Source organism: Mesorhizobium ciceri biovar biserrulae WSM1271 (assembly GCF_000185905.1).
Taxonomy (GTDB): Bacteria; Pseudomonadota; Alphaproteobacteria; order Rhizobiales; family Rhizobiaceae; genus Mesorhizobium; species Mesorhizobium ciceri.
Window position 1 is genome coordinate 5856266 of sequence record NC_014923.1, and the last position, 24176, is coordinate 5880441.

Genomic DNA, 24176 nt, shown 5'->3' on the forward strand with positions numbered 1-24176 from the left:
AGCTTCGGAAGGTTTCAGCGGGAAGGAACTCAAAGGATAATTGCGTTCTCTCTGCCGGAAAGGATGAAGAGAACGAGCACGGAAGCATACGCGGTTGGTTACGTTGGCGTAATTTACTGCATAATTTTTCTTGTCTTTTGGTTACCCATCTCTCGATGAGCATAAGCAGAAGAGAAAACAATGAGTGCTGAAGGTAAAAAGAAACGCGGTGTATCTGGCCTCTCAAATGCGCGGAATATTGCATTCCGCTATGGTGGTAGGCCTTCAAACTACAGCTTGGCGATAGGGCACACGTCTCATCCGCGTCTGGGCGGTTCGCTGTTCCTCAACGCTATGATCCTGGGGCAAATGCTGCCAGGATTTAACCCAAGTGAACGTATGTTGAAGGCTGCCGACGCTTGTATTGAGGTATGCCCCGCTCTTGGTGCGCCTTTCCATTGAAAGAAGCCGAGAAACCGCAAATGACTTGGCAGATGGTATGAACCCAATTGTAGGCGGGCTGTGCCGCCTTCGTCTGCGGCATCGTCTTGTACTCCCAGGAATGGAACAGTGATTGGCGTCCATAACAACAACATCGGACCGTCCGGCGTCGAGATAGCCTGCCTGGCGCCTGGCAATCGCCGTATCGACGTCGGCGGTGAAATAGCTCTCCTCGCCAAAGAGATCGAGGAGGATCTGGCGGGGATAGATCGCAAACAGCGCGAACTTCGGTGGCATCAACTGTCCCGATCAGCCATGCCTCCATTCGGCCCGCGGCGCGGCGCGTAGGTTGTTGAACAGCGACAGCCATTCCTTCTACCCGTCCTTGGTCGCTAGCGTCAAATAGCGCGCTCTCTCGGCCCCGATCTCGCGGCGGTAGGTATTGCCGATTGCGCCACGGCGGCGCCTGCCTTGGACAACTGGGCGAACCCGTTGCGCGACTTCACCCGATGTTCTCGATTAGCGAGGGTGAGAGAGCGGCCACATCGTCGCCGGTTCATGATGGCGCGCAGGTCTTCCCGGCTTGCGCTCATCGGCGATTTGTCTTTGCGGCGTAGTGGCGCGACGATGTCGAAAGGGTCTGGACTGCCGTTTTTCGGACCAATAGCGGCTGGAGGATGCTGCGCCGGCGGATGGACGGCACGTCATCGGATATGTCCGGCGCCCGCTTGCCGTCTCGCACGTCGAAAGGTGACAAGGTGAGCTCGCCAACGCCAATACGAGCGAGTTGCATGTGATGGACTCCGGCTCCGTCCGAACCTCTGCCAGACCGCCGAGGGAGCCGGTTGCGCCAAGTAGCGCAGGTTATCCGTCCGGCCACTGAGGGATGCCGAGACTGCTGATGGCTTCGGCTTCCAAGATGTGACCTTCACTGTGGGCCCCTGCGGCGTAGACGCAGAGCGGAAAACCGCCACGAAATACCTGCGCTTGGGCAAGCCCATATCGACTGTTCGGTTTGTCTCCTAATGAGACCACCAACCAAACTAAAAGCCTTGAGCAATTCGCCCTTTCAAATTCGGGGATGGTCTACTAGCCGTCTGGCGGAGGCCCTATAAGGAACCCGCAGGTGCGGAATAGACATCGACGCCGCTCGACAACTCATCCGCCGCGTTTAAGAGGAACCCGGTATGCCCCTATGCCTACCGATGATCCGCCACCTGAAATCCCCGGACCTGTTTGGCGCCATCGATCGCTTGCCGGCGCTTGGCACACCGGTTAGCGAGCGCACATTCGAAGTCATCAATCCATCGAGCGGCGAAGTGCTGGCGGTGCTTCCCGACATGGGTGTGGAAGAAACGCGCGCTGCGATCGACAAGGCTTACCTGGCGCAGCCAGAATGGGCGGGGCTGACCGCCCGAGAACGCAGTGACGCTTTGTGGCGATGGCATCAGCTGATCATTGACCACACCGACGATCTTGCCGCGATACTCACTGCAGAGATGGGCAAGCCCATTGCCGAAGCCAGGTCCGAGGTTTCGCACGCCGCCGCGTATCTGCAATGGTACGCCGAAGAGGCCAATCGCACTTATGGCGAGACGATCCCCGCGCCGTCGACAGACCGTCGCATGCTGGTGATCAAGCAGCCCATCGGTGTGGTCGGCACGATTACGCCTTGGAATTTCCCGGCGTCGATGGTGGCGCGAAAGATCTCGCCGGCGCTGGCGGCGGGCTGCGCGATCGTGCTTAAGCCTGCTGAACAGACGCCGCTTGTGGCAGGTGCAATGTTCGCCCTCGCGCACCAGGCCGGCTTTCCCGAAGGCGTCGTCAACCTAGTTTATGCATCTGAAGGTGATGACGTCGGACGCGAGCTTTGCTCTAACCCCAAGGTTCGAAAGATCAGCTTCACAGGCTCGACCGAGGTTGGCCGGCTGCTCATGCGCCAGTGTTCGGACCAGATCAAGAAGGTCAGTCTCGAGCTCGGCGGCAACGCGCCTTTCATCGTCTTCGACGACGCTGACATCGACGCTGCGGTTGACGGCGCGATCCAGGCGAAGTTCCGCAACGCCGGCCAGACTTGCGTTTCAGCGAACCGGCTTTACGTCCAATCGAGCGTTCACGATGAGTTCGTCGAAAAGTTCGTGGAGAAAGCCCGGTCCTTGTCGGTCGGCGACGGCTTCGCTCCGGCAGTGGACGTCGGACCGCTCATCGACTTGCATGCTTTGGCCAAGATCGAGTCCCACATCGCAGATGCCGTTGCCAAGGGTGGGACAATTCGATGCGGGGGCGAACGTATTGGCAAGGATGGGACCTTCTTCAAACCGACAGTCCTCACTGAAATTTCCAGCAGCATGGCGGTTGCGCAAGAGGAGACTTTCGGGCCGCTGGCTCCGATCATTCGCTTCCACGATGCGGATCAGGTAGTGCGTGAGGCCAACGACACGATCTACGGCCTCGCCGCCTATTTCTATGCCTCCAATCTGAAGCGTGTCTGGCGCGTTGCCGAGGCGTTGGAATACGGCATGGTTGGCATCAACACGGGGCGTATGTCTTCGGAAGCGGCGCCCTTTGGCGGCATCAAGCAGTCCGGCATTGGGCGAGAGGGTTCCCGCCACGGGCTCGAAGATTACCTCGAAATGAAATACCTCTGCATGGGCGGCATCTGATCTCTATGGGATGGGCCGCCTCAGGCGCAGAATGAACCAAAGGGATGATCGAACGCTTTGGCGAACCTTCTTCCGGCTGGTTTCGGGTCGTTCACCGCGCCCCTGGCCTGCGCGCCTTAAGTGAGATCTAGACGCCGCGCTACGTGAACCGCCTCTACAGCGACGAGGCAAGGTGCCACAAGCGGACGGCAGGTTGCTCATCCTGATCCAAGCGCGGCACGTCTCGCCAGGCTAGTGGTTCGCTGGGAACTAGAGACGCGTTGTCCATCAGCTGCGTTGACGCAGCGAATGTCGGCAGCCGACGGCGCAGGGCGTCGGCACGGCGAGCGGTGCGCCCGACACGTTTACGCCGCAACCTCCTTATTGCCGCACGGCCAACTGGGCGCCCTTCGCGCATCGCTCTCAATCGGTACAGTCGCCGGCATTCTCGCCTGGAGAAGATTCAGTGACACAAGCCGTGCTCAGGCCGTGCATGCACGAAAGACATCGAGGGTTGATATCCAATGATTACAGCGCATCTGCTCGACATGGACGGAGTCCTGGTCCGCGGCGGCCAACCGATTGCTGGCTCGGTCGGCTATGTGGCCGGGCTAATCGCCACGGGTGAGCCGTTTCAGATCTTCACCAACAACTCGCGCTTCACACCCGAAGATCATGCCGAGCGTCTAAGAGCGGTTGGCTTCGCCGTGCAGCCAGAGCACATCTACACATCGGCGCTCGCCACTGCGCGGTTCATGGAACTGCAAAAGCCCGGATCATCTGCCTATGTCATCGGCGACCACGGTCTGGTTGAGGCTCTGCGGCAGGCAGGCTGCCGGATAACGGAGTTTTCGCCCGAGTTCGTGGTCCTCGGGGATACAATTTCGTACCACTATGAGCAGATCGCAACTGGTGCCGAGCTTGTGGCGAAGGGAGCGCGTTTTCTCGCCACCAAACCGGATGCGACTGGCCCGACCGAACGAGGCTTCCATCCGGCGTGCGGGGCAGTCGCAGCACTAATCGAGAAGGCCACCGGCCGTCAGCCCTATTTCGTCGGGAAGCCGAACCCGTTCATGATGCGCAATGCGCTCGACCGGCTGGGAGTGCGAGCTGTCGATACCATCATGGTCGGGGACCGCATGGATACCGACGTGCTCGCAGGGCTGGAATCGGGCCTGAAAACAGCCCTTGTGCTTACTGGGGTGACCAAACTGGCTGACATAGAGCGGTTTCCATTCAGACCGGATTACGTGGTCGATTGCCTTGCGGATCTGGGCCAGATCATCTGAACCAACAAGCCGAAGGCACCCCGACACCAAGCCTGAACGTGCTCCTTCTACGTTCCGGGCCGTCAACCCAGCGCAATCTGGTGGAAAGCTGGCCGCAAAAGAAGTGATAAGCATGACAAGTTAGTCGAACTACACCCACGTAGCCATGCCGGCGGTCTGCCGTTGCTGGGAAGGGCCGGCTCGGCCGCTGCGTATAGCGAGCCCTCATCAAAGCGATTCGAACAACTTTGAACGGGAGTTGGCAATGCGCCTGCCGCAAAAATGGGCTTAGAGCATCGCGCTTGCCGAGCGGCCTTGCGATGTGCGGAATCTGTCTCTCCAGGCTCCGCCTGCCGCGCTCGCCGCTCCATCGCATGTACCGACGACGATGGGAGAGCCTATGAGGTGCTAAGACTACGCTGCGTAGTGAGACTTCCGCACTACTTGAAAAGCGATCCTCGAGTTAACGATGGCCGAAATAGTCGCTGCCGTGAACATGAAGCAACAACGACGCGCTCGACGATTTCGGGGCCTTGCGCTTCGTTTTCTATCCGTGGCAGACGCATTGGCAAGTTCCGCCGCCTCGACTACCTACAGCCACCAGCCCGCATAGCCGGACGCGAAATGGGCCTCAAACTTTAAGCTCTAAACGCGACTACGTCTGAGCGGCATGCCCGGCAGGAGACAGAGCTCGCTGCCGGGCCGGGTACGCCCTGGGAGGTGGCGTAAGTCCGCGACCTTCGTGGCGGGGGGGAACCACCCAGTCCGCTCGTTTTGCTGAGCGAGCATGTATCGTGCCAAGGCAAAAAGCGTTCTAAAATACCGGTCGCGGCAGCTTTTTTCTCTGTTGCGCATTCGACATTGTCACCTATGGAACGTTTTCAAACGTGCCTCTCGGCATCGGCTGACGCCTCGACCAGAGCGCACCTAAGGCCTTGCCCCGCCAAGTCGACCGGGCGAACTGGGGTGACCGGTTCTAGCTCCGAACTGTTCGCCGGCTGATGTACAGGGCGGACCGTCCCTTCTCAAAGAAGGAAATCCCTGTACCCTCCATGCATGAGGGCGCGGCCACGAGAGACAGCGCGGCGAATGCGATCGCGCAGATGATCGCGAGGATCCCTCCAGTCGGCATGGACGCGCTGTTGACCAATCAGCGCTTCGGCGAGCTCGCGATGTGACGCCCCAGCAAGCGAGCCGTCGAGCGCCCGAAGAACGAAGGTCAAACGGGGACCCCGTTTTTCTGGCGGGAATAAGCGGGCAGGAAGCTGTTGGCCCACATTTAGACGATTGAGGGACTCGATCGCCCTAAGACGGTGCTTCGAAAGGGTCTCGGGCCAGATGGCCTCGGTACGGAGGCAAACGGGGTGCAAGATATCCGCGCCAGAGACGGCGAGTTGGAGCGTATGCTCGGTATCCCGAAGAAGAACATGCTGGCCCTTGTCGGGGGCTAGCAGGACCGTCGAACGGCACGGCAATGCCGAGAGCTCGAACGGCGCTGTGCCCGACCACGCGGACAGCTGTTCTGCAATGACCGGCAGCACATGAGCGCACCATAGCGGAGACCAGAATACGACCGAATTGCGCCCATGAGACTCGGCGAAACAGAACACCCCAGCGTGACAGTTCGCCGGCCACCGTGACCACATTGAGAAAAGGTCGGTACGACAAAGTATTGGCCTGCTGGCTTGCAGTGGTCACATCAGGCTGGAATGCTGGATTCCGGCGTAAGAACTCCCAGGCCCATTCGCGCGGCGTCAGAGCTGAGGTGTAATCATAAGATCTTTCGTCGCGCCAATCAGCCTCATCGGCGCCATTCACGAGAACTGCAGGCATCAGTTTGCTCCCCTGCCCGCCCCCAGACACGTCGAAACATCATGCCGGGTGGCAAAGCACCGGCGCAGGGGCCACCAGACCTCGACGAATGCGTTTCGTCGAAGCTGTTGCGGCCGGCACCGTTCAGGGCCGAACACGCCGGCAAATAGCGGCGACATGACCGAACCAGCGCAGCCAGCACGGCCCGAGCGGGCCAAGTGAGTTGGCTCGCCGCCAGTGGCCGGTTCCTGCGCCGCATTCCTGACGTTCCTTGAAGCCCGCGTGGCGCAGCGGTGGGTTTCTCGTTGATTGTGCGCAGGTCGTCGTAGCGCCAGCGATATAAGCGTAGCCATGGAGGTCTCCTGGGGGAAGTTCCCCGCCATTGGAGACCAAGTTTCAGGCTACGGCAGCCTGTATAGCTATACAGGTAAGCCGGGGGGTTCAGCGGACCGCAAAAGGACACCGGCGAGGGGCAATGGCTTTGAGGTGGTGCTCACGCCGAGCTTTTGCGAGCGGCGTGCACGTGGAGCGCGGCGGCCGGGATAAGCGTTATGGCAGGGGCTTGACCAACCATCAGATCGGCCAAACGGAGCCCTATCCGACTTTTGCCGCTCCGGTGTCTAGACGCTTCGGTCGCTCAAGTGGCCATCGACTGGGGGTGTCGTCGGCCAATTGGATCCGCAAGCATTTAAGCGTTCTGGCGAAGATGTTGCGGTCCAGCCAAGGTGTGTGAGGTTCACAGCTTGAGTTCTGACTGTGCCGCGGAACTCACCGTTGGAGCTTGATCCGCGCTCGTTGTGGGATTCTCGACGATGTCGAACATGCGACACAGCCCTACTAGACTCATCGCATTGTTTTTGAACGATCTCACAGTTGGCACGGCAAATGCGGTCCTGTGCGCAAGAGCACTCTGGCCAGCCAACTGAGAAGAACCTTCTGATGATCAAGCTTGTCGAAAATGCGGACGCCCCGGCCAGCACTGAGCATTCCCGAGCGGACCGAAACCGTTGCGCTTGCGCTTTCACTCGTCCGGTTATCGGGACATGACCGAGTTCGATTTCCGCCCAACCCTGAACGCACCCGACGATAACCCCCATCTTTGGCTTGAAGACGTAGACGGCGAACGGGCACTTGAGTGGACAGAAGGCCAGTCAGCAAAGACCCTGAAGTGCTTGCGGCGCTCGCCACGACCGAGCGCGAGCGCATTCTGGTCCTCGATGGCGCCATGGGCACGCAGATCCAGGGCCTGCGTTTCGACGAGGAGCATTTTCGCCGCGAGGCTTTCGCCGGCTGTGCCTGTCACGCCCAATCGTCGACTTCGAACGCTGGCTTGGGCCTATTTTCAACTATGTGCCGATGACGAGGCGGCGGAATAGCCGTGGCAAGCTCTATTGTCTCTTCGCTTTAAAAGTTCTGAACCGGCGGGCGAGGTCGAGATCCGCCTCGGCGCAGCCCGCCTGCCCGGTTGCCGCGCTCGAGAGCTGGATCCGGTTTTTTGGCTGCATCACCAGAGACCGCTCTCCGGCGCATTTTCAAGGACAACAAGACCGCCTATTCGAACGGCTCTCCGCATATCGCCTGCCTGTTCAAGTGGGCGGCGCTTGCCGCCGGTCGCGTCAGGGACCTCCCCTGGCCGTTCGACGCGTCTGCGACGTCGAACCCAGCGCCAGAAAAAGGCCGGCTGAGGAAGCTAAGCCGGGGAGACGCCGCTCAAAGCATGAGATCAACATCCGGAGGCCTGTTTCGCTCGGAATTCTTGAGAACAGGTCGGGGCCAACTGGGGCTGGATGCGGCCAGGCAGCAAGCGCTACAGATCGCTCAGGAAAATCCATGCTTGGCAATCGCTCGTCTCGCCTCACTCGGGTCGGTGTTATCGCTGACGACGGCGGTCCACTTTCACAATCCGGCGCGCACAGATTGGCACTGTCCGCTGCACGACAATGTTGGAGATGCGACAAAGCCGGTTGGACCGATTGCTTTGGTTTTAAGTGTTTCTTTCATTGGCACACCTTTTGCGCCGCACCTCGGTGTCAATGATGTTCGTGCAGCGAAAGTGGAGAGGTTTTTCCTTTGTCTAGGCTATGCCCAGACCACCAGATGCAGAAAAGGAAGAGGCCAGTAGCCGAGGCGTAGTCTCGTCACGGGTGCATAGGCGCATTTCTGCTTCATCCGCACACACGTCCTCAGACTTGGCGCTGCCGTAGACTGGCGGTGACAGCCACATCCAAAATACGAATTCCGAAAACCGAAGAGTAAATGGAAATGCACAGAACCCGCGCTTTGACGGTCGCGCCATCAATTCAGGGTGCGTCGGAATGGGCAACCGCTGAGGCGCTGGCTGTAGGTTCAAATGGTGGACATCCGCAGCTAGCGCCGGCCGATTTCGAGCGCGCACTTACCATCAACGATTCATATGGCGGGCTCACCGTCAATGTCCCGGAGGTGCCTTTCTGGCCGAATGGAGCCGACGCGTTCGTCTACCGCCGGACTAGCCATGGCGAGCGCCAGTTCATGCTGGTCGATGTTGCCACGGGCATGCAGCGGCCAGCCTTCGATCAGTCTCGTCTGGCGGCGGCATTAAACAGGGCGAGCCATAACCTGTACCACGCCGACCATCTTCCGTTCGACCATTTCGAACTGAGCGACGATGGTCGCAGGCTCGGCTTCCAGATTGAAGACATCCGGTGGAGCTGCGATCTTGCAAGCTATGAGTGTACCAACACCACATTCGATTCGGACAACCGGGAGCTTTGGCCGCTCGGCCACAACTACGTGCCGGTGCAGAACAACCCCGACAGTAGCAGGTTGTCGCCCGACGGAAAATGGATCGTCTACATCAAACACTGTAATGTTTTCCTGCGCAGCGAGGACGGATTGCGGGATGTCCCTCTGAGCCGAGACGGAGCCGAAGACAATTGCTACGTCGTTTCGACGCTAAGCTGGTCGCCGGACTCGCGCCACCTCGCTGCTTACCGTGTTCGCCCCGGCTACAAGCGGGAGGTCCCCTACCTCAATTCCTCGACGGACCAGTTGGGGCGCGAATATTCAACAAGGCCCTATCGCAAGCCGGGCGATGTCCTTCCGCTGCCGCAGCCGGTCTTGTTTGACATTGCCGACGGGCGCCAGATCGTGATTGACAATGCCCTATTCTCGAACGTCTTCGAACTTTCCCCTCCCCAGTGGTGGGCGGACGGTCGCGGCTTCACTTTCGAATATAACCAGCGCGGGCATCAGCTCTATCGCCTGGTCGAGGTAGACGCCGCCACGGGCCGCGCTCGCTCCCTGATCGAGGAGACCAGTGAGACATTCGTTGATTATCCGCCGCTGGGAGCGAGCCAGGAGGGTACCGGAAAAATCTTCCGTTACGATGTCGATGACGGGAAGGAGATCATCTGGGCATCCGAGCGCGACGGGTACGAGCATCTGTATCTTTTCAACGGCCGGACAGGCGCGCTCGAAAACCAGATCACCCGAGGTGAGTGGGTCGTCCGGAGGGTCGATTATATTGATCCGATCAAGCGACAGATCTGGTTCGAAGCGAGCGGGATGAACTCGGAGGAGGACCCCTATTTCGTTCATGCTTACAGCATCGGCTTCGATGGCAAGGGGCTGACTGCACTGACGCCCGATCCAGCCAACCACCATATCGAGTTCTCGCCCGACGGGCGCTATTATGTCGATCTCTGGTCACGCATCGATCTGCCTCCGCGCATGGCACTTTACCGCGCCAGCGACAATGCCAAGCTCAAGGAGATCGAGACCGCCGACGTTTCCGAGCTCGTCGCCGCCGGTTGGCAGCCGCCGCTCAGTTTCCATTCCAAGGGGCGCGACGGCAAGACCGATGTCTGGGGCGTGATCCACCTGCCAGCCGACTTCGACCCGAGCAAGAAGTACCCGGTGGTGGAGAATATCTATGCCGGGCCCCACGGCTCCTTCGTCCCGAAATCCTTCTCGGGGTGGACGGAGCCGCTCACGCAGCTTGGCTTCGTCGTTGCTCAGATCGATGGCATGGGTACCAACAACCGCTCGCGCGCCTTCCATGATGTTGCCTGGAAAAATCTGAAGGACGCAGGATTTCCCGATCGCATTCTGTGGCACAAGGCCGCGGCCGCACGATATCCGTGGTATGACACATCCAACGTCGGAATTTTTGGCGCGTCCGCCGGTGGCCAGAGCGCGGTCAGCGCACTGCTCTTTCATGCCGATTTCTACAAGGTCGCAGTTGCTGAAAACGGCTGCTACGACAACCGGATAGACAAGATCTGCTGGAACGAACTGTGGATGGGATGGCCGGTCGGGATTGAATATTCCCAATCCTCCGCCGTTGACAATGCTTACAGGCTAGAGGGCAGGCTGATGATCGCGGTCGGCGAAATGGATGATAATGTCGATCCGTTTTCCTCGTTCCAGCTTGCCGATCGGCTCGTCAAGGCAGGAAAAGATTTCGAAATGGTCTATGTGCCTGGTGCCGATCACTATACGCTAGGCATCTACACCGAGCACAAACTCCTGGACTTCTTCGTTCGGAACATTCTAGGTCAGACCCCGCCCAACTGGAACGACTTGTTTGATCTAGAAGAATGACTCAGCTAGGGATGCCGCGCCATCCGACTAACGTCCCGCGACGTCATCTTTAATGCCCCTTTTGACTGTCCACGGGATCTTTGTGGCTGGCGCTGCACCGGTGACCGAGACCAAATGCCGAAGAAAGGCGGGTCCCTTCTCACGAGGCCCGCCCGGAGGCGCATGCATCGTAAGAGCCGTCCGAAGTTCCCACATCCGCCACAGCTGATTTTTTTATGCGATGCCCGCGCGGCGTTTTAATGAGCTCACAGGGGTCGACGCTGAATGCCTTCGCGAGCTGCAGTGCTTCAAAAGCCTCTCGGGCCAGATCGCTTCGGTACGGAGGTTGACAGGCTTGCAGCATATCGGCGCCAGAGACGCCGAGCTGGGAGCATGCTCCCCTTTGTGAAGAAGAACATGCCGGCCCTTGTCGGGCGGCAGCAGGACCGTCGCACCGCAGGCAATGCGAGAGCTCGAACGGCGCTGTCACCAAGGATCTTGACATCTGCAATGACCGGCAGCGCATGGAGGCACCAGAGCGGAGACCAGAATACGACCGAATTTCGCCCAAAGGACTCGGCGAAATAAGACAGGCCAGCGCGACAGGTCGCCGGCCGACGCGACTACGTTGAGAAAGGGTTGGTGAGACCAGGTGGGTGGCCTACTGGGTTGCAGCGGTCACATCACGGTGGACTGCTGGTCGCGTACTAAAAACTCCTAAGCCCATTCACGGCGTCAGACCAGCGGAGTAATCGTATGATCTTTCATCGCGCCACTCAGCCTCATCCGCGCCACTCAGCCTCGTCCGCGCCAGTCACGAGAAGTGCTGGCATGATTGTGCTCCCCTGCCCGCCCCCACGGATGTCGAAACATCATGCCAGCTGGCAAGGCACCGGCGCTGAGCGCACCAGACCTCGATAGAGGCATTTCGTCGAGCCGTGTGCCATCGGCACTGTCGAGAGTAGAAGGCGCGCGCAATACGCGTCCAGGCCGTCGCATCCGCATTGCGACAGCCACCTCGGCCTGTGCAGGCCAACGCAATTGATTTCAAGTCCGTGATCGGCTCGTGAGACCCGTGCCAGATTTTCCTTGAGGGGCAGTGGGCGCCGCGGTGGATTGCACGCTGGTTGTGGGCAAGTTGTCGTAGCGCGGCGCTATAAGGTCAGTGATCGGGAGGTCTCCTGGGGGAATTTTCTCCCATTGGGCTCTACCGCCCCTCCTGACCCGCGTATCGCATATCGGACGGCGGCCCCGACATCACCCCAAGTTGCCATGGGGACCAGTCCACTGCGTTCGCCCGAACAGCTTGCTGGCTTGATCGACAGACTTCAAGAATCCAATGAAGGGGACCGTGCAGGCCAAGGTTGCGGCAGGCCTTGGGGCAACCCTCAGATTGCCCAAGCGGCGCCCCAGTTCCTTGCCTGGCTCCGGTTTTTGCCGCCGGCTAGACCCACAGGTGCAGCCGGTCTTAGTCGCTCACTCGTCCATCACATCATGGTGGCTGCCATTGACTCGCATGCGTGAAGCGTTCCGGAGCGAAGATGTCGGCGGCCAACCAAGTTCATCGCGAGCTGCACGGTGTCAGCTATAGGGCTTGAGGTTGTTCCGGTGATCACAGGGTGCACTCGTTGTCGCTTTCGCGACGATGTTTGACATCTGACACAGCTCTGTCAGAGCGATCTCATTGTTCCGTAAGGGCTTCCGAGTTGGCACGAGAGCTGCGGTCCTATGTGCAAGAGCACTGCGACGCCACCGGTTGGGAAGAACTCATCCATGATCACGGTTTTTGAACATGCGGACGCCGCCGCAAACATTGAGCCTTCTCGAGCGGACGAGAGCCCTTCCGCTTTCATTCCTCAGGTCTTTCGGCCATGAGCGAATTCGATTTTCGCCCAACGCTGAATGCGCCCGACGATGACCCCCATCTTTGGCTTGAAGATGTAGAAGGCGAACGGGCACTTGCGTGGACCGCCAGCCAGTCGGCAAAGACCCTGAAGCACTTCGCGGGAACGCAGTTCGAGCGCGACCGGGCGGTGCTTAGAGTGATGTTCGACCGTTTCGACAGGATTCCGCTTGTCACGCGCCGCGGTCAGTACCTCTATAATTTCTGGCAAGATGCCGGAAACCCGCGCGGACAATGGCGCCGAACCACCCTTGCCGCCTACATGAAGGCGGATCCCCAGTGGGAGCTACTGGTCGATCTGGACGCCCTGGCCGCTAGCGACGGAGAAGACTGGATCTGGGGCGGCGCGTCGATCGAGCCTGAGACGCGCGAAAGAGCCGTCTTGCGCCTGTCGCGCGGGGGCAGCGACGCGGTCGTGCATCGCGAATTCGACCTTAGCTCTTTGAGCATTGTCGCGGACGGGTTTAATCTCCCAGAGGCCAAGGGCGGGATAAATTGGCTCGACCCTGACACGCTTCTGCTTTTCAGTGCGCTTGGCCATGGCATGGCCACCCGCTCCGGATTCGCGCGGACCTTGCGGTTGTGGAAGCGTGGCGCCGATCCCCTCACCGCGCCGGTAATCTTCAGGACGGGTTCCGAATCCCTAAGCGTGTCTGGTCATATGGATCACACGGTCGAGAACGAGCGCCTTTGGTTCATCGAGAATACTGGCTTCTTCAAGCAGATAGTCCAAATCGGCGACAGGAGCGGGCCGAAGCTTGAGATCAACCTTCCTCGGGATGCCTGGTGGGCCAGCTTCGGTGATTGGCTGGCGGTAAAGCCGCGCAAGCCCTGGACAGTGAGAGGGACTACCCATCCCGCGGACGCGCTGATCGGCATCTCGCTTTCCTCTTTCATCGGTGGCGAACGCCGTTTCAGCACCCTGTTTGAACCGGGCGAGAGGCGCTGTCTGCAGTCATTCTTCTGGAATGACGGGAAGCTCATTATCGCCTACCTCGAGAACCTCGCTCCGCGTTTCGAGGTGTTGACCCCGGGTCACCAGGAATGGACGCGCCGTGCCCTGGACGCGGTGCCGGCGCAAGGGACCGTCCACCTCTGGTCCCTCGATGCGGCAGATCACGAGACCAATGGAGAGGTCTTCGTTTCGGCCCAGGACCCGATCACACCGTCGAAACTGCTCCTACTTGATCTCAATGATGCGCCGCCTCTTGGCGCTCCAGTGGTCCTGAAGCGCAGCCCGGAGAATTTCGACGCATCCGGACTGGTGGTCACGCGCCACGAGGCAGTCTCAATCGATGATGAATTGATCCCCTATACGCAGGTCGGTCCGGCGAACGGGAACGGAGATGCCCCGGTTCACCTTTCCGCATATGGCGGGTTCGGCATATCGCTCCTGCCCCACTACAACTCGTCGCTCGGCAAGCTGTGGCTCGAACGCGGCGGCACGTGTGTGGTGGCAAATATCCGCGGGGGCGGCGAGTTCGGCACCCGCTGGCATGATGCCGGGCGGAGGGAGGGCAAGCGTCTCGCCCATGACGATTTCGCCGCCGTAGCAGCCGACCTCGTGCGAAGGGGCATCACACTGCCGAGGCGGATTGCCGCCGAAGGCGGCTCGAACGGCGGCCTGCTGATTGCCAACATGCTTACCCGCTATCCTGAGCATTTCGGCGCGCTGTTCTGCACGGTTCCGCTTATCGACATGCGCCGCTACACCAAGCTCTTGGCCGGCGCGAGCTGGATCGACGAATATGGCGATCCGGAGAAGGCTGAGGATTGGGCTTTCCTGAAGGAACTCTCCGCCTATCACGCCGCCACGCCGGGACAGCCCTATCCGCCGATGCTGCTCGCCACCACGAAGCGGGACGACCGCGTTCACCCGGGCCACGCGCGCAAGATGACCGCAAAGCTGCAGGCCCTCGGCTATCCGGCTTATTTCTACGAGCCCGTCGCAGGCGGGCACGGCCACGGTAAGGACAATCGGGAGCGCGCTGCATTCATCAGTCTTGGCATCAATTTCCTTCGTAGCGCGATCGGCTGGCACGCCGATAGCTTTCACAAAGGATCGGGAACCCGAGGAGGGCGAACTTCGGATGACTGAGTACAGGTCGATGACTGCGAGAACGGTGGAAATAATGCGAGGACGGTTTGTGCAAAGCGCGCTCGCACGCTCTCGATCTCAATCAATGCAGTCTACCATTTTCTGAAGAGCAAGGAGCAATCCATGGGATCAAGTAAGTGAAACTGGCGCAGGGAGTAGTAACGGCCGTTGTCCTGATGCTGCTGGCACAGCAGGTTGTCGCGACGAGTCATCCACAAGTCCCTGCGCCTCCCCGCCTCCCCCGTCCCGTTGCGCTTACCCGTGCCCGTCTACGACACCAATCTAGGAGTCAAGCTCTTGGCATATCCGCCTGCGCGCCTCGGGGGACCACATTCGGCTAGGTTAATACGGTGCCTATCCGGTTGCTTCTGCGGGACCAGCCCGGGCGGGCACAGCTACGGCAAGGACAATCCGACCCGGGCGCGTTCATTGGCTTAGGCGACAATTTGCTTGGCGGCGCGATCGGCTGGCACGCCGGTAACGTTTATGGACGACCGGGAGCACGACGAAAGCAAGACGAACGAAGGAGCACAGGTCAGGACTGCGACAAAAGCAATAACGCGATCACAGTTGGTCAGAATGCGCGCACAGCTCCATCTATCTTGAAATAGACTAGTTGCATAATATTCGTTAGTTCTGAAGAGCAAGAGATATCAGTCAACAAAGCGAATGAACCTGCGCGGGCAGCAACAGCGGCTGTCGTCCTGATGCTGATCGGACAGCAGGCGGTCGCGTCAGACCTTCCAGAACCGTGCGGCCCCGACGAGGGTCCTTCGGTCGCGGAATGGCCAAGCCCCTGGCAGATCCGCCTGCGCGCCTTGAGGGTCATCACTGGGGGATTCGGGCTACGTCAATGGGTGTCTGGCTCCGGTCTTTCCTATTCGAACACGGTGACGCCTGCACTCGATATTCTCGGACAACGTCGCCGCCGAACTCATACTCGGCACCACCTATGCCAACATCAATGGCCAACGCTCGATGGGGGCTAGGCAAGGTCGGTAAGGTTTGGCTGCTGCCGCCCGCGCTCACATTCCAGTATAATTTTGCCGATTTCGGCGCCTTCAAACCCTATGTCGGCGCCGGCGTGAACTATACGATCCTTTATCATCAGGAAGCCGGCAGCGCCGATGATCTCAAGGTCAAGAACACCTTCGGCACCGCGCTGCAGGTCGGGTTCGACTACAAGCTCGACCAGCACTGGGGCGTCAGCTTCGACGTGAAGAAGCTTTTCCTGGAGCCGGACTTCGAAGTCACCGTGGCCGGTAACAAGCTGACGGGGAAAGCGGAGCTCGATTCCTGGCTGATCGGCGCAGGTGTCACGTACCGATTCTGATAGCGCGGCCTCGTGAGCGCGCTTTTAGCCAACGGCCCCCTCAGGCGCCCGTTAGCGTTCCCCCTTCCTCGGGTTAGTTTCGGTTTCCCGTGACGACTTCTGCAGAACGCCCAGCACAAGGACGCCTGTCGAGGTACGCGATCAGCATGCGTCGCGCCCACCTTTGATCAGCACGTCGTAACCTCGACTGTAACGTCGTAGCGCTGGTTCTCTCAGTCACCTTGCCCGCGAGCCCCGGAACACTCATCGGCAAAGGGTGGCGGCGATAGCTGGTCGCCCCGAGGAAGATCCGTCAGGCGCTGGCGCCTAGTGCTTACATGAACGGCCACCTCAGGCCTGTTTGTCGGGCCGTACCAGATCCATGTGGCTGACGCCGAGCGCCAACGCCAGTTCATAGATCGTGATGATCGTCGGATTTCTTCGGCCCTTCTCCAAACCGCTGATGTACTGCTGGCTGAAGCCGGAAATGTCGGCAAGCTGCTCCTGGGTCAGACGCTTCCTTTGCCTGATCCGCTGCACATTCCGTCCGATCAACTTGCGCATATCCATGCACGCAAGCCACCGGATCAGGCGACTTGAGTTTATCAACTATAATATGTAATTCACATTTTGCCGGGAGAGAAGTTCGCCGAGGCGATCATCTGGAGCTAGGATCAGCAATGTTACAGCCTAAATCGGACATGGCGATTGCCGACGAAGTGCCCTGGTCAGACGGCATCACAGCCTACGACAAGGAGCACTTTACAACCTACATGAGGCTCCTCGATGCATCCGGCGACGATGCTAGCGAAGAGGAAATGGCACATCTGATCCTCGGCATTGATCCGAGACGAGAACCGGAGCGTGCGAGGAAGGCTGTTCGCAGTCATCTCGACCGTGCAAACTGGGTGATGACAAGCGGGTACAAGGAATTGTTCGACAGCTGAGAAATTGCGCAGTGCTCGCCCAGTGGCCGCCACTGCTTCGGCTACAGCCCCCTCCTCGGCGCCTGATCAGGCATCCAGGAACGGCCAACGGCAGCCTCAATTCGGTTCATGGGCATCGTTTTGGCCGGTTGGGGGTCTGATGCGACAAAAGGATCGCGTCCGTTTGGATGGGCAGTAGCCACAGCAGCACGTCATCGAGTGCCGCTCCTCCCACGAGTAAGTGTAGGTTTTCGGTGAAGCTGGATATTCAAATACCCGGTGCCCGCCACGGTTGACGCTTTGCGTCAGCAGTATGGGGCGAGCTATCCTCATAACCATGCAACGCGGACTAGCGTCGGAACGAGACGCCGACTGAGTCCTTTGAGTGCAAAGTGTGACGGGAATATACGACTGCATCGCGCCTGACTACGCCGGGCGGAACAAAGGGTCTCAGCATCCCTTCGCCGCTGTTAAAATGCTGCGACCGATGGCCCGAGCACAGCGGACCAAAAGAGCTACTCAGAGGATCGAGCTCCCTTGGGACCCCAAAAGGGCTATGGCCTGATTTTGCGTGCGCACGCCCAGCTTCTTCTTGGCATTCTCCAAATGGAATGCGATGGTGCGCGGCTTAATGCCCAAGATGCGGCCGGTTACCCAGGCCGAATTGCCGCGCGCTGCCGACCGCAGGCACATATATTCGCGCGATGTCAGCAAGATCCCATCCACGGTTCGATCGCCCGGCAGTTTGCGGCGAACGCAGCGATGAAAGCAGGTGGCCATCAGCTGAAGAGCTTGTTCGTACCGCTCGATGACCCGAAGAAATACTGGACGAGGCTCATCGGCGGCGAACGTAACCGCGGCAGTGCGGCCTCGTAGATCGACGATTGGGATCGTCAATCCGCAGCGGATGCTGAATCGGGCCGCCTCATCAAATAGCTGCTGTTGAGCCGGCGACATCTTACCGCCCCACAAATCCGACCCCCATTGAAACGGGCGGCCGCCATTTCGAGCACGCAAGATGACAGGATCGAGCTTCTCATACTGATTTTCCAGATACTGCATGGCCCAGCGAGGTGGGTAATTCGAAATTAGCTTTGGCTTGCCGGAAGGCAGTGATGGCAAAGACAGGTACGCAAAAGAGAGTAGGTCAAATCTTGCGGCCGCCTCAGCCAAGGCTTCCCGGAAATCTGCTTCATCGACACTCTGTGACAGTCTTTCAAGGAATGTCTCGAAAACAAGTGGCATGTCCCTCGTCATAGTCGCGCTCGCTTCTTCCTCTTTCTGCACGCCTCCCGGCCGCGGCGTGCATGGCCGGACAACTGTCATTGACTTCGCAGGCGTCGCGGAGGCTGATCAGCAGATGTGGCCACACTGGGTTTGAGATGTGAGAATTCACCGCCGCGATTGTTCTGCTGCGATCGATGATTGAGGACGATATCTTCGGCGTGGCCGCTCCGTTGAACGGTAGGGATGGCGCGCTGCAATGGTGTAAAGTCGCGTCTAAGTTCGATCTGCATCCCAACACGCAAATCATCTTTGAACGCCTGATTTCCGGCCGCCCATAATGATCGTGATGGGGTGAATCAAAAAGGGCGCCCTGCCGGCGGGGAGGTACACCGGCAGGGCGCGCCGCACAAAGGCCCTGGTTGTTGGGGGACAGGACAGTGGCGGCAGAACTGGTTCGGTTACAACTTGCGAGTAAAGTGGTCCGGAGCATGCTCAGGATCAGATGTCTGGAATTCAACTATTTGGGTTTGCTCGGCGCAACAGAATGCAGTCAAGCCCAGCATCACCCAAGGACAGCCCCTGACGCAGCCAGATCTTTACTACTGGTCCGTGCAGAGTTTTCACGGGATGATATGACAGCATTCTGGCACATGGTCATGCCAGTGCTCAATCCCGTCGCCTTTGGAAGATCATACGGCACCCTCAGCCTTCAGCGCGCGATATGTGGCATCGACTGATTTCGCGGTCGCACCGACGATGATGTCGATCTCTTTTCGGGTAATGATCAGAGGTGGCGCATAGCCGAGGATGTCGCCATGCGGCATGGCCCGTCCGATCACACCATTTTCAAACAGAGCAGCTGCAGTGCGCACCCCGACCTGAAGGTCAGGATCGAATGGTATCCTTTGTTTCGGGTCCCGCATCATCTCTACCGCGGATAGGATACCCACTCCGCGAACTTCGCCGACGATGGGATGTCCCGCCAGTTCGGCTTTCATGCGGGCCTGCCAGTACGGTCCGACATCCTTCACATGTTCCAGGATGTTTCTTTCTTTTAGCAGTCGAATATTGGCAAGCGCGGCCGCAGCACAAAGCGTGTGACCGGAATATGTCCATCCATGGCCAAGTGCGCCGTGCTTCTCGGTTCCTTGTTCCAAAACCGACCAGACTCGCTCGCCAATGATTGACCCGGATATAGGGAGGTAGGCGGAACTCAAACCCTTGGCGATCGTCACGAAATCCGGGCGCATGTCGTACAGGTGGGAACCGAACTTCTCGCCGGTTCGCGCGAAGCCGCAGACCACTTCATCGGCAATGAGGAGGATATCGTACTTGTCGAGCACCGCTTGAATGGCCGTCCAGTACCCTGTGGGGGGCGGCACAATACCTCCTGTTCCAAGTACCGGCTCTCCGATAAAAGCCGCAACAGTCTCGGGGCCTTCGGTCAGGATCAACGCCTCAAGCTCATCGGCACAGCGCTGGGAGAACGCTTCCTCGATCTCCCCGGTACGCGCTTGGCGATAGTAGTGCGGCGTCGTTGTATGGCGCACCAAATCCAGGGGCAAGTCGAAGAAATTATGGAAGAAGGGAAGCCCCGTCAGGCTACCGGTGACCAATCCAGATCCGTGATAGCCACGATTTCGTGAAATGATCTTTTTCTTTTCGGGCCGACAGAGGATGTTATTATAGTACCAGACCAGCTTGATGTTGGTTTCGTTGGCATCGGAACCGGATAGGCCAAAATAGACCCGTCGCATGTTCCGTCCGAAATACTCAACTATCGCCTCTGCCAAAAGGGCGACCGGCTCCGTCCCCTGGCTGGCATAGACGTGTGCGAACGGCAGCTCATGCGCTTGCCGGGCGATAGCCTCGGCAATTTCCGTGCATCCATATCCCATGTTGACGCAGTAGAGCCCTCCGAAACCGTCGAGGCTCTTCCTGCCTTCGGTATCCCAGATGTAGACGCCTTCTGCACCGGCCATAATCCGATTTGGGGTCTCGCCTCGGCTGTGCTTGGCCAGATGGGTAGACGGATGAAAGACGAAGCTTCGATCCTTCTCCCGGAGTTGCTCGGTTCCCAGATTGCTCAAGCGCATGTTCCTCTCCTCGCAACACACTGGCGGAGGCACTCGGCCGGCCAGCTCATTGGCAAGCAGTATACCGGAAAGACGGCTCGAATTTCGCGGGAATGGATGTTTTTTGCAGACGAATTCGCGGAATCGGGATCAGATGCCGTGGAAATCAGCTGAGCTGTGTACCTTTGCCTGGACTGGGCCCGTTTGGACCGGACAGTCGGCTAATGTGGGAGGCTTGGGGGTATCGTCAAGCACAGGCGGCTGACGACTATCGACGGATTGAATTGCAGCGGCTGCGGTGGGATCGGTCGAATCTTTGGAGTTCAGAAGTGCGGGGGCTTGAAGAGCGCGTTCGCGACCTCGAGCGGCTTCTCGGCCGCAAGACCATGCAAGTGGAGATCCTCAAGGACGCGCTGGCCGGGTCGGACTCAAAATAAACCGACTTGCGGCGCTTGTTGCAGCCGAGTGACAGTTCCCGATGAAGGCCGTTGCCGAGACCCCGCGGTGGCGCGGCCCATCTCCATGACAAGGGTGCGTCGCCCGGTGAAGCCGCGCGGGCCTTATCGCAAACGCGTCCGCGGCTCCAGGACCTACTCTAGAGTTTTCTTGCATATATGTCTGGTCGGGCTCGCCAAGGCTCGACACCGGTGTCTTCACACCAATAGACCCTTCCGTCGCTGAGCCAGAAATGGCTCAGGCATCCTTTGGTTCTCCAAACGGAGGGATGCAACGTTGGCCGGCCCTCCAGGCTCACCTCAATGCGCCACCTGGGGTTATGCGGCGCGTGGGTTGGCAATGAAACCACATCCCCACACCCACAGGGACACCTAAAGAGTGCCCAGTATGGTCGGCCTTTATGCACGACGCTGATGAAATGTCCCGGCCGAACCGCGTCATTCGGGGGCGTTTTTTCAACCACATCATTGCGAGCGAAAGATACGTCCGCGAGCGATGCCTCAGAAGGAACTCCGTCCGCCGGTGTTTTTGGACCACGTGGACCGAGAATGATTTCCTCTACCCACCGTAGGAAACTTAACAACCAAGACCACATGCGAATCAACACAGCTTGCCGAGTGACGGCATTCCGAGCCGGTAGCCATTCTCGCGTGCGAGCAATAAACCGTCTGGACCGCAGCAAAAACAACCAGCGTTGTCTTTTGGCATATTGCTGTAAATTACCATGTGCACGAAATCGTACCATATATTGTCGCGGCGAATGTCGCTCGCAAGCCGCCTATAGGGGCGCACCAGATCAAACAAGGTCGCTACGGCCATGTCGGCGGTCGCACTGGTGAAGGGACCTACTCCGGGCGCCCGCTCCCCGCCCCCGATCAGATAATACTCTTCCCGGAGCGTCTCTGGATCCAGCTCCGCCAGCTCCGGACGCGCCTTCAGTGCACTCTCGTAATCGAGCTTTTCCTCGGTGACGACGCCTTGGCATCTTAAGCACCCACCAGATTCGGGAAGAACTGTGCTAACCCGCCCTCTATGATCACGTAGGTACGGCTGACGGTCCTGGTCAAGACCAATATTGCCCGTGAGCCCGCAGTCGATAAGTCCTTGGCAGTAATAGTAAACCGCCTGATTGAGAATTTCTCTCCCAGCGACATCATCAGTACAACCGAACACCAAGTCGGCGCTGGAAATGGCATCGACCGCTTCTGGAGACTCGTTCACATACCCCTCAATGGCAACGACAGTCACTCTCAGGCCCAGATCCCGGACATATCGGGCTAACGTAGCAGCTTTGCTCTCGCCTACATCGCAACGGCGATATCCGCGAACGCGGTTGAGATTGCTAGCTTCGAGCGAATCGCCGTCTACAACGATGAGTTCGCCTACACCCGCGCGAGCGATAAGTGTGGCGACTGAAGACCCTGTTCCCCCTCCTCCGACGATTGCTACGCGCAACGATCTGATCTTCTCGTTGAATGGTTCGCCAAATGCAGCTTCTTGTCGCCTTAGCACTTCCGATGGTGCAGCATCGACCCTGTTGCCCATGTGAACTGACAGCTGCGTCCCGAGCACACAGACATGCCGGACGTCAGCCACTCCGTGAGGGGCCGCACCCGTCCGAACTCTGGCACGCCAATGTCCGTCGGCCAAAATCATCGCGACAAGTGATACCTCAGGTCCATTGCAGCCAGCGTATCCCCTCAGAATGCTTTGTTCGTTCTCATCATCCTTCGTCGAGAAATCCAGAACGCCCCTTGGGTGACTGTGGGCAAACCCCAGCTCGAGCCGCTCCTGCTCGCAACGAAAGTAGATATCCTGGAACTTGCGGAGATTGATGCGCAAGTGCACCGGGGAGCTGTCCAGCACCCAGTCGCCATCCATCTCAATCGCGTCAACGGCCACAAAACGCGTTGACGGCGGCAGACCCAGTACGGTTCTCTCAATTTTGCGGAAGAGGACGAGCGCGCCCCGCTCGTCACCGTCGGGGTGCCCGGTCAACCAGCTCTTGAGCTTATCGTCGAGGGAACCGATAATCGAAATCCGATGTCCGTTCATGAACGCCTCGCGTCCGGGTACTTAAACGCCCATGAGATTCGGTCCATAATTGTCCGGACGTCGTCGACCTTTGGCTTCCAGGCATTTTTATGCCAGTGTCTGGACCATCGGCAAAACACTGTCGCCTTGTGCGTACGCGAATCCTCATTGGAACCAGGTCCGCCAGTATTTGGTATTGGCTTGCCGTCAGCCCGGTGAAGTCGTGGGTGAACCCAGAACATGTCCCCACCCGAGCTATTGTAATTCTGCGGAATCTCATACAACACATCGACAGCGTTTGCAGGTTTTGCATCTGCCAGGTAAATCCCTTTCGGCAGCGGAAAGCTTTTGAATATTAGGAAACGGGCGCCCTCCTCTTCTTCAAAATTGACGCCGGCTTTGTGGAGTGTCTCGTAATCAGAATCGAACAACAGGGGCATCATTCAATTCCGGCTTCGGAACTTGCATCCTGCGCGTAGAACTTTTCGATCCCCGGTGGCAGCAAGTCGATCGGGTCCTCGCGCCCAACCAACTGGCCAGGCTGGCCTGGCCTTTTCACATAAAGGTCCATGCTATCCGGTATGCCAGGGCCCACGCCTCGCACCTCGGCGCCGGTTATGAACCGGTTGTCCCAATCGTAATTTTCGTTTTCGATTTTGAACTTGAACTTCTCTTTGGCAGCCATGGATCCTTCTCTCGCAGTTGCTTGGTTTCAAGATATCTCTGGCGCGCACATCCCTCTTCTCCCGTTGATTACGGGCAGGGCTTGACCAGTTGCCTCTTATACGGGAAGCGTTCCTTCGGGTTTGACGGGAATGCGCGTGTTTCGCCACGGAATTCGCGGAATGGAGGTCCAAACCCGCAGGAATAACGCCTGGGCGTCTACCGTTGTCTTAGTGAGGACAAGGGAATCGGCGCATTTGATTTCACAGGTTTGGTCACCACAAGGCTGTAATATTGATCAATCCCCAGCCCTGCCTGCAGCAGCCCCTCCATGAAATCTTGATAGGTAGCCATGGAAAGTGTTGCGACGCGCATCAGATAATCGATCCTTCCGCCAATTGCCCAGCAATCCAAGATTTCGGGAAAATCTTGGATCGCGACCTCGAAGTGTCTTTGGTCCTCAAGGCGATGACGGTCCAGCACGACCTCCACCATTACAAAGATCATGCCGCCAATGAGGGCTGGACTGAGCCGTGCGTAGAATCCCTCAATAATTCCTCCAGCTTCGAGCGCACGGAGCCGATCCGAGCAAGCCGAAGCCGACAAATGGACGCGCTTCGCAAGCTCGCTTTTTGAAATTCGGCCGTCTGACTGAATCTCGGAGAGAATCCGTAAGTCCCAAGCGTCCAGGCCCGCAGGATTGGGTTTCGACTTCATGAGTTGTGCTCTTAGTTAAGCCGTTGTCGACAATAGAATTGACGTCAACCAACCGAGCTT

17 protein-coding genes and 2 pseudogenes are annotated in these 24176 nt (G+C 58.7%); 9 read left to right on the forward strand and 10 right to left on the reverse strand.

The window, feature by feature from the left end:
- The first annotated feature begins 180 nt into the window (after positions 1-180).
- The 3 genes from MESCI_RS28350 to MESCI_RS28360 all read left to right on the forward strand — a co-directional run bounded on the left by MESCI_RS28350 (position 181) and on the right by MESCI_RS28360 (position 4351).
- Positions 181-441, forward strand: coding sequence for a hypothetical protein (locus MESCI_RS28350; RefSeq protein ID WP_150111241.1), 261 nt, complete (start codon positions 181-183; stop codon positions 439-441).
- Between the two features lie 1166 nt (positions 442-1607).
- Positions 1608-3083 carry an NAD-dependent succinate-semialdehyde dehydrogenase gene (locus tag MESCI_RS28355; protein WP_013533394.1) on the forward strand — a complete coding sequence of 492 codons (1476 nt, stop codon included), beginning with the start codon at positions 1608-1610 and terminating at the stop codon, positions 3081-3083.
- Between the two features lie 503 nt (positions 3084-3586).
- A complete protein-coding gene (locus MESCI_RS28360) occupies positions 3587-4351 on the forward strand; it encodes an HAD-IIA family hydrolase (RefSeq protein ID WP_013533395.1) in 765 nt (254 codons plus the stop codon).
- Between the two features lie 1004 nt (positions 4352-5355).
- Here MESCI_RS28360 and MESCI_RS33315 read toward each other — a convergent pair.
- Positions 5356-5607, reverse strand: a complete 252-nt coding sequence (locus MESCI_RS33315; RefSeq protein WP_366216862.1) for a DUF2285 domain-containing protein — start codon at positions 5605-5607, stop codon at positions 5356-5358.
- Positions 5608-5635: 28 nt separating this feature from the next.
- Entirely contained in the window at positions 5636-6163 is a 528-nt protein-coding gene (locus MESCI_RS33320; RefSeq protein WP_366216864.1) for a transcriptional regulator domain-containing protein, read from the reverse strand.
- 1114 nt (positions 6164-7277) lie between these two features.
- Between MESCI_RS33320 and MESCI_RS28370 the strand changes: the two are divergent.
- The 5 genes and pseudogenes from MESCI_RS28370 to MESCI_RS28390 all read left to right on the forward strand — a co-directional run.
- Positions 7278-7457, forward strand: a pseudogene (locus MESCI_RS28370) (hypothetical protein); the annotation flags it as partial.
- 180 nt (positions 7458-7637) lie between these two features.
- Entirely contained in the window at positions 7638-8264 is a 627-nt protein-coding gene (locus MESCI_RS28375; protein WP_174299070.1) for a hypothetical protein, read from the forward strand.
- A gap of 140 nt (positions 8265-8404) precedes the next feature.
- Positions 8405-10726, forward strand: a complete 2322-nt coding sequence (locus MESCI_RS28380) for a S9 family peptidase (RefSeq protein WP_013533398.1) — start codon at positions 8405-8407, stop codon at positions 10724-10726.
- 1850 nt (positions 10727-12576) lie between these two features.
- A complete protein-coding gene (locus tag MESCI_RS28385) occupies positions 12577-14706 on the forward strand; it encodes a prolyl oligopeptidase family serine peptidase (RefSeq protein WP_013533399.1) in 2130 nt (709 codons plus the stop codon).
- Positions 14707-15413: 707 nt separating this feature from the next.
- A pseudogene (locus tag MESCI_RS28390) lies at positions 15414-16039 on the forward strand (OmpW/AlkL family protein).
- A 330-nt stretch (positions 16040-16369) separates the two neighbouring features.
- Here MESCI_RS28390 and MESCI_RS28395 read toward each other — a convergent pair.
- Positions 16370-16588, reverse strand: a complete 219-nt coding sequence (locus tag MESCI_RS28395) for a helix-turn-helix transcriptional regulator (protein ID WP_013533400.1) — start codon at positions 16586-16588, stop codon at positions 16370-16372.
- A gap of 110 nt (positions 16589-16698) precedes the next feature.
- Here MESCI_RS28395 and MESCI_RS28400 point away from each other — a divergent pair, with 110 nt between their 5' ends.
- A complete protein-coding gene (locus tag MESCI_RS28400) occupies positions 16699-16965 on the forward strand; it encodes a DNA -binding domain-containing protein (RefSeq protein WP_013533401.1) in 267 nt (88 codons plus the stop codon).
- A gap of 498 nt (positions 16966-17463) precedes the next feature.
- On the opposite strand, the gene MESCI_RS28405 is transcribed toward MESCI_RS28400, so the two are convergent.
- From MESCI_RS28405 to MESCI_RS28430, 7 genes are all read right to left on the reverse strand, one after another.
- Positions 17464-18189, reverse strand: coding sequence for a LuxR family transcriptional regulator (locus MESCI_RS28405; RefSeq protein WP_420845285.1), 726 nt, complete (start codon positions 18187-18189; stop codon positions 17464-17466).
- Positions 18190-18860: 671 nt separating this feature from the next.
- Complete coding sequence (locus tag MESCI_RS28410) at positions 18861-20267, reverse strand: aminotransferase (protein ID WP_013533403.1); 1407 nt, start codon at positions 20265-20267, stop codon at positions 18861-18863.
- Between the two features lie 574 nt (positions 20268-20841).
- Entirely contained in the window at positions 20842-21297 is a 456-nt protein-coding gene (locus MESCI_RS32820) for a ubiquitination-like system serine protease family protein (RefSeq protein WP_013897114.1), read from the reverse strand.
- 5 nt (positions 21298-21302) lie between these two features.
- Complete coding sequence (locus tag MESCI_RS28415; protein ID WP_013533405.1) at positions 21303-22757, reverse strand: HesA/MoeB/ThiF family protein; 1455 nt, start codon at positions 22755-22757, stop codon at positions 21303-21305.
- Positions 22754-23179, reverse strand: coding sequence for an E2/UBC family protein (locus tag MESCI_RS28420; protein ID WP_338048492.1), 426 nt, complete (start codon positions 23177-23179; stop codon positions 22754-22756). The genes MESCI_RS28415 and MESCI_RS28420 overlap by 4 nt, the downstream gene beginning before the upstream one ends.
- The gene (locus MESCI_RS28425) at positions 23176-23421 is read right to left on the reverse strand and encodes a multiubiquitin domain-containing protein (RefSeq protein WP_041163544.1); all 246 of its coding nucleotides are present in this window, start codon (positions 23419-23421) and stop codon (positions 23176-23178) included. The genes MESCI_RS28420 and MESCI_RS28425 overlap by 4 nt, the downstream gene beginning before the upstream one ends.
- 197 nt (positions 23422-23618) lie before the next feature.
- Positions 23619-24116, reverse strand: a complete 498-nt coding sequence (locus MESCI_RS28430) for an Lrp/AsnC family transcriptional regulator (protein ID WP_013533407.1) — start codon at positions 24114-24116, stop codon at positions 23619-23621.
- Positions 24117-24176: the final 60 nt, after the last annotated feature.

Excerpts from the sequence above, each read along its gene's own strand:
- MESCI_RS28415 (WP_013533405.1), bottom strand. The coding sequence starts at position 22,757 with ATGAACGGACATCGGATTTCGATTATCGGTTCCCTCGACGATAAGCTC.
- MESCI_RS28400 (WP_013533401.1), top strand. The coding sequence starts at position 16,699 with ATGTTACAGCCTAAATCGGACATGGCGATTGCCGACGAAGTGCCCTGG.
- MESCI_RS28395 (WP_013533400.1), bottom strand. The coding sequence starts at position 16,588 with ATGGATATGCGCAAGTTGATCGGACGGAATGTGCAGCGGATCAGGCAA.
- MESCI_RS33320 (WP_366216864.1), bottom strand. The coding sequence starts at position 6,163 with ATGCCTGCAGTTCTCGTGAATGGCGCCGATGAGGCTGATTGGCGCGAC.
- MESCI_RS28385 (WP_013533399.1), top strand. The coding sequence starts at position 12,577 with ATGAGCGAATTCGATTTTCGCCCAACGCTGAATGCGCCCGACGATGAC.
- MESCI_RS28430 (WP_013533407.1), bottom strand. The coding sequence starts at position 24,116 with ATGAAGTCGAAACCCAATCCTGCGGGCCTGGACGCTTGGGACTTACGG.
- MESCI_RS28420 (WP_338048492.1), bottom strand. The coding sequence starts at position 23,179 with ATGATGCCCCTGTTGTTCGATTCTGATTACGAGACACTCCACAAAGCC.
- MESCI_RS32820 (WP_013897114.1), bottom strand. The coding sequence starts at position 21,297 with ATGTGGTCTTGGTTGTTAAGTTTCCTACGGTGGGTAGAGGAAATCATT.
- MESCI_RS28355 (WP_013533394.1), top strand. The coding sequence starts at position 1,608 with ATGCCCCTATGCCTACCGATGATCCGCCACCTGAAATCCCCGGACCTG.
- MESCI_RS28410 (WP_013533403.1), bottom strand. The coding sequence starts at position 20,267 with ATGCGCTTGAGCAATCTGGGAACCGAGCAACTCCGGGAGAAGGATCGA.
- MESCI_RS28425 (WP_041163544.1), bottom strand. The coding sequence starts at position 23,421 with ATGGCTGCCAAAGAGAAGTTCAAGTTCAAAATCGAAAACGAAAATTAC.
- MESCI_RS28405 (WP_420845285.1), bottom strand. The coding sequence starts at position 18,189 with ATGCCACTTGTTTTCGAGACATTCCTTGAAAGACTGTCACAGAGTGTC.
- MESCI_RS28360 (WP_013533395.1), top strand. The coding sequence starts at position 3,587 with ATGATTACAGCGCATCTGCTCGACATGGACGGAGTCCTGGTCCGCGGC.
- MESCI_RS28350 (WP_150111241.1), top strand. The coding sequence starts at position 181 with ATGAGTGCTGAAGGTAAAAAGAAACGCGGTGTATCTGGCCTCTCAAAT.
- MESCI_RS28380 (WP_013533398.1), top strand. The coding sequence starts at position 8,405 with ATGCACAGAACCCGCGCTTTGACGGTCGCGCCATCAATTCAGGGTGCG.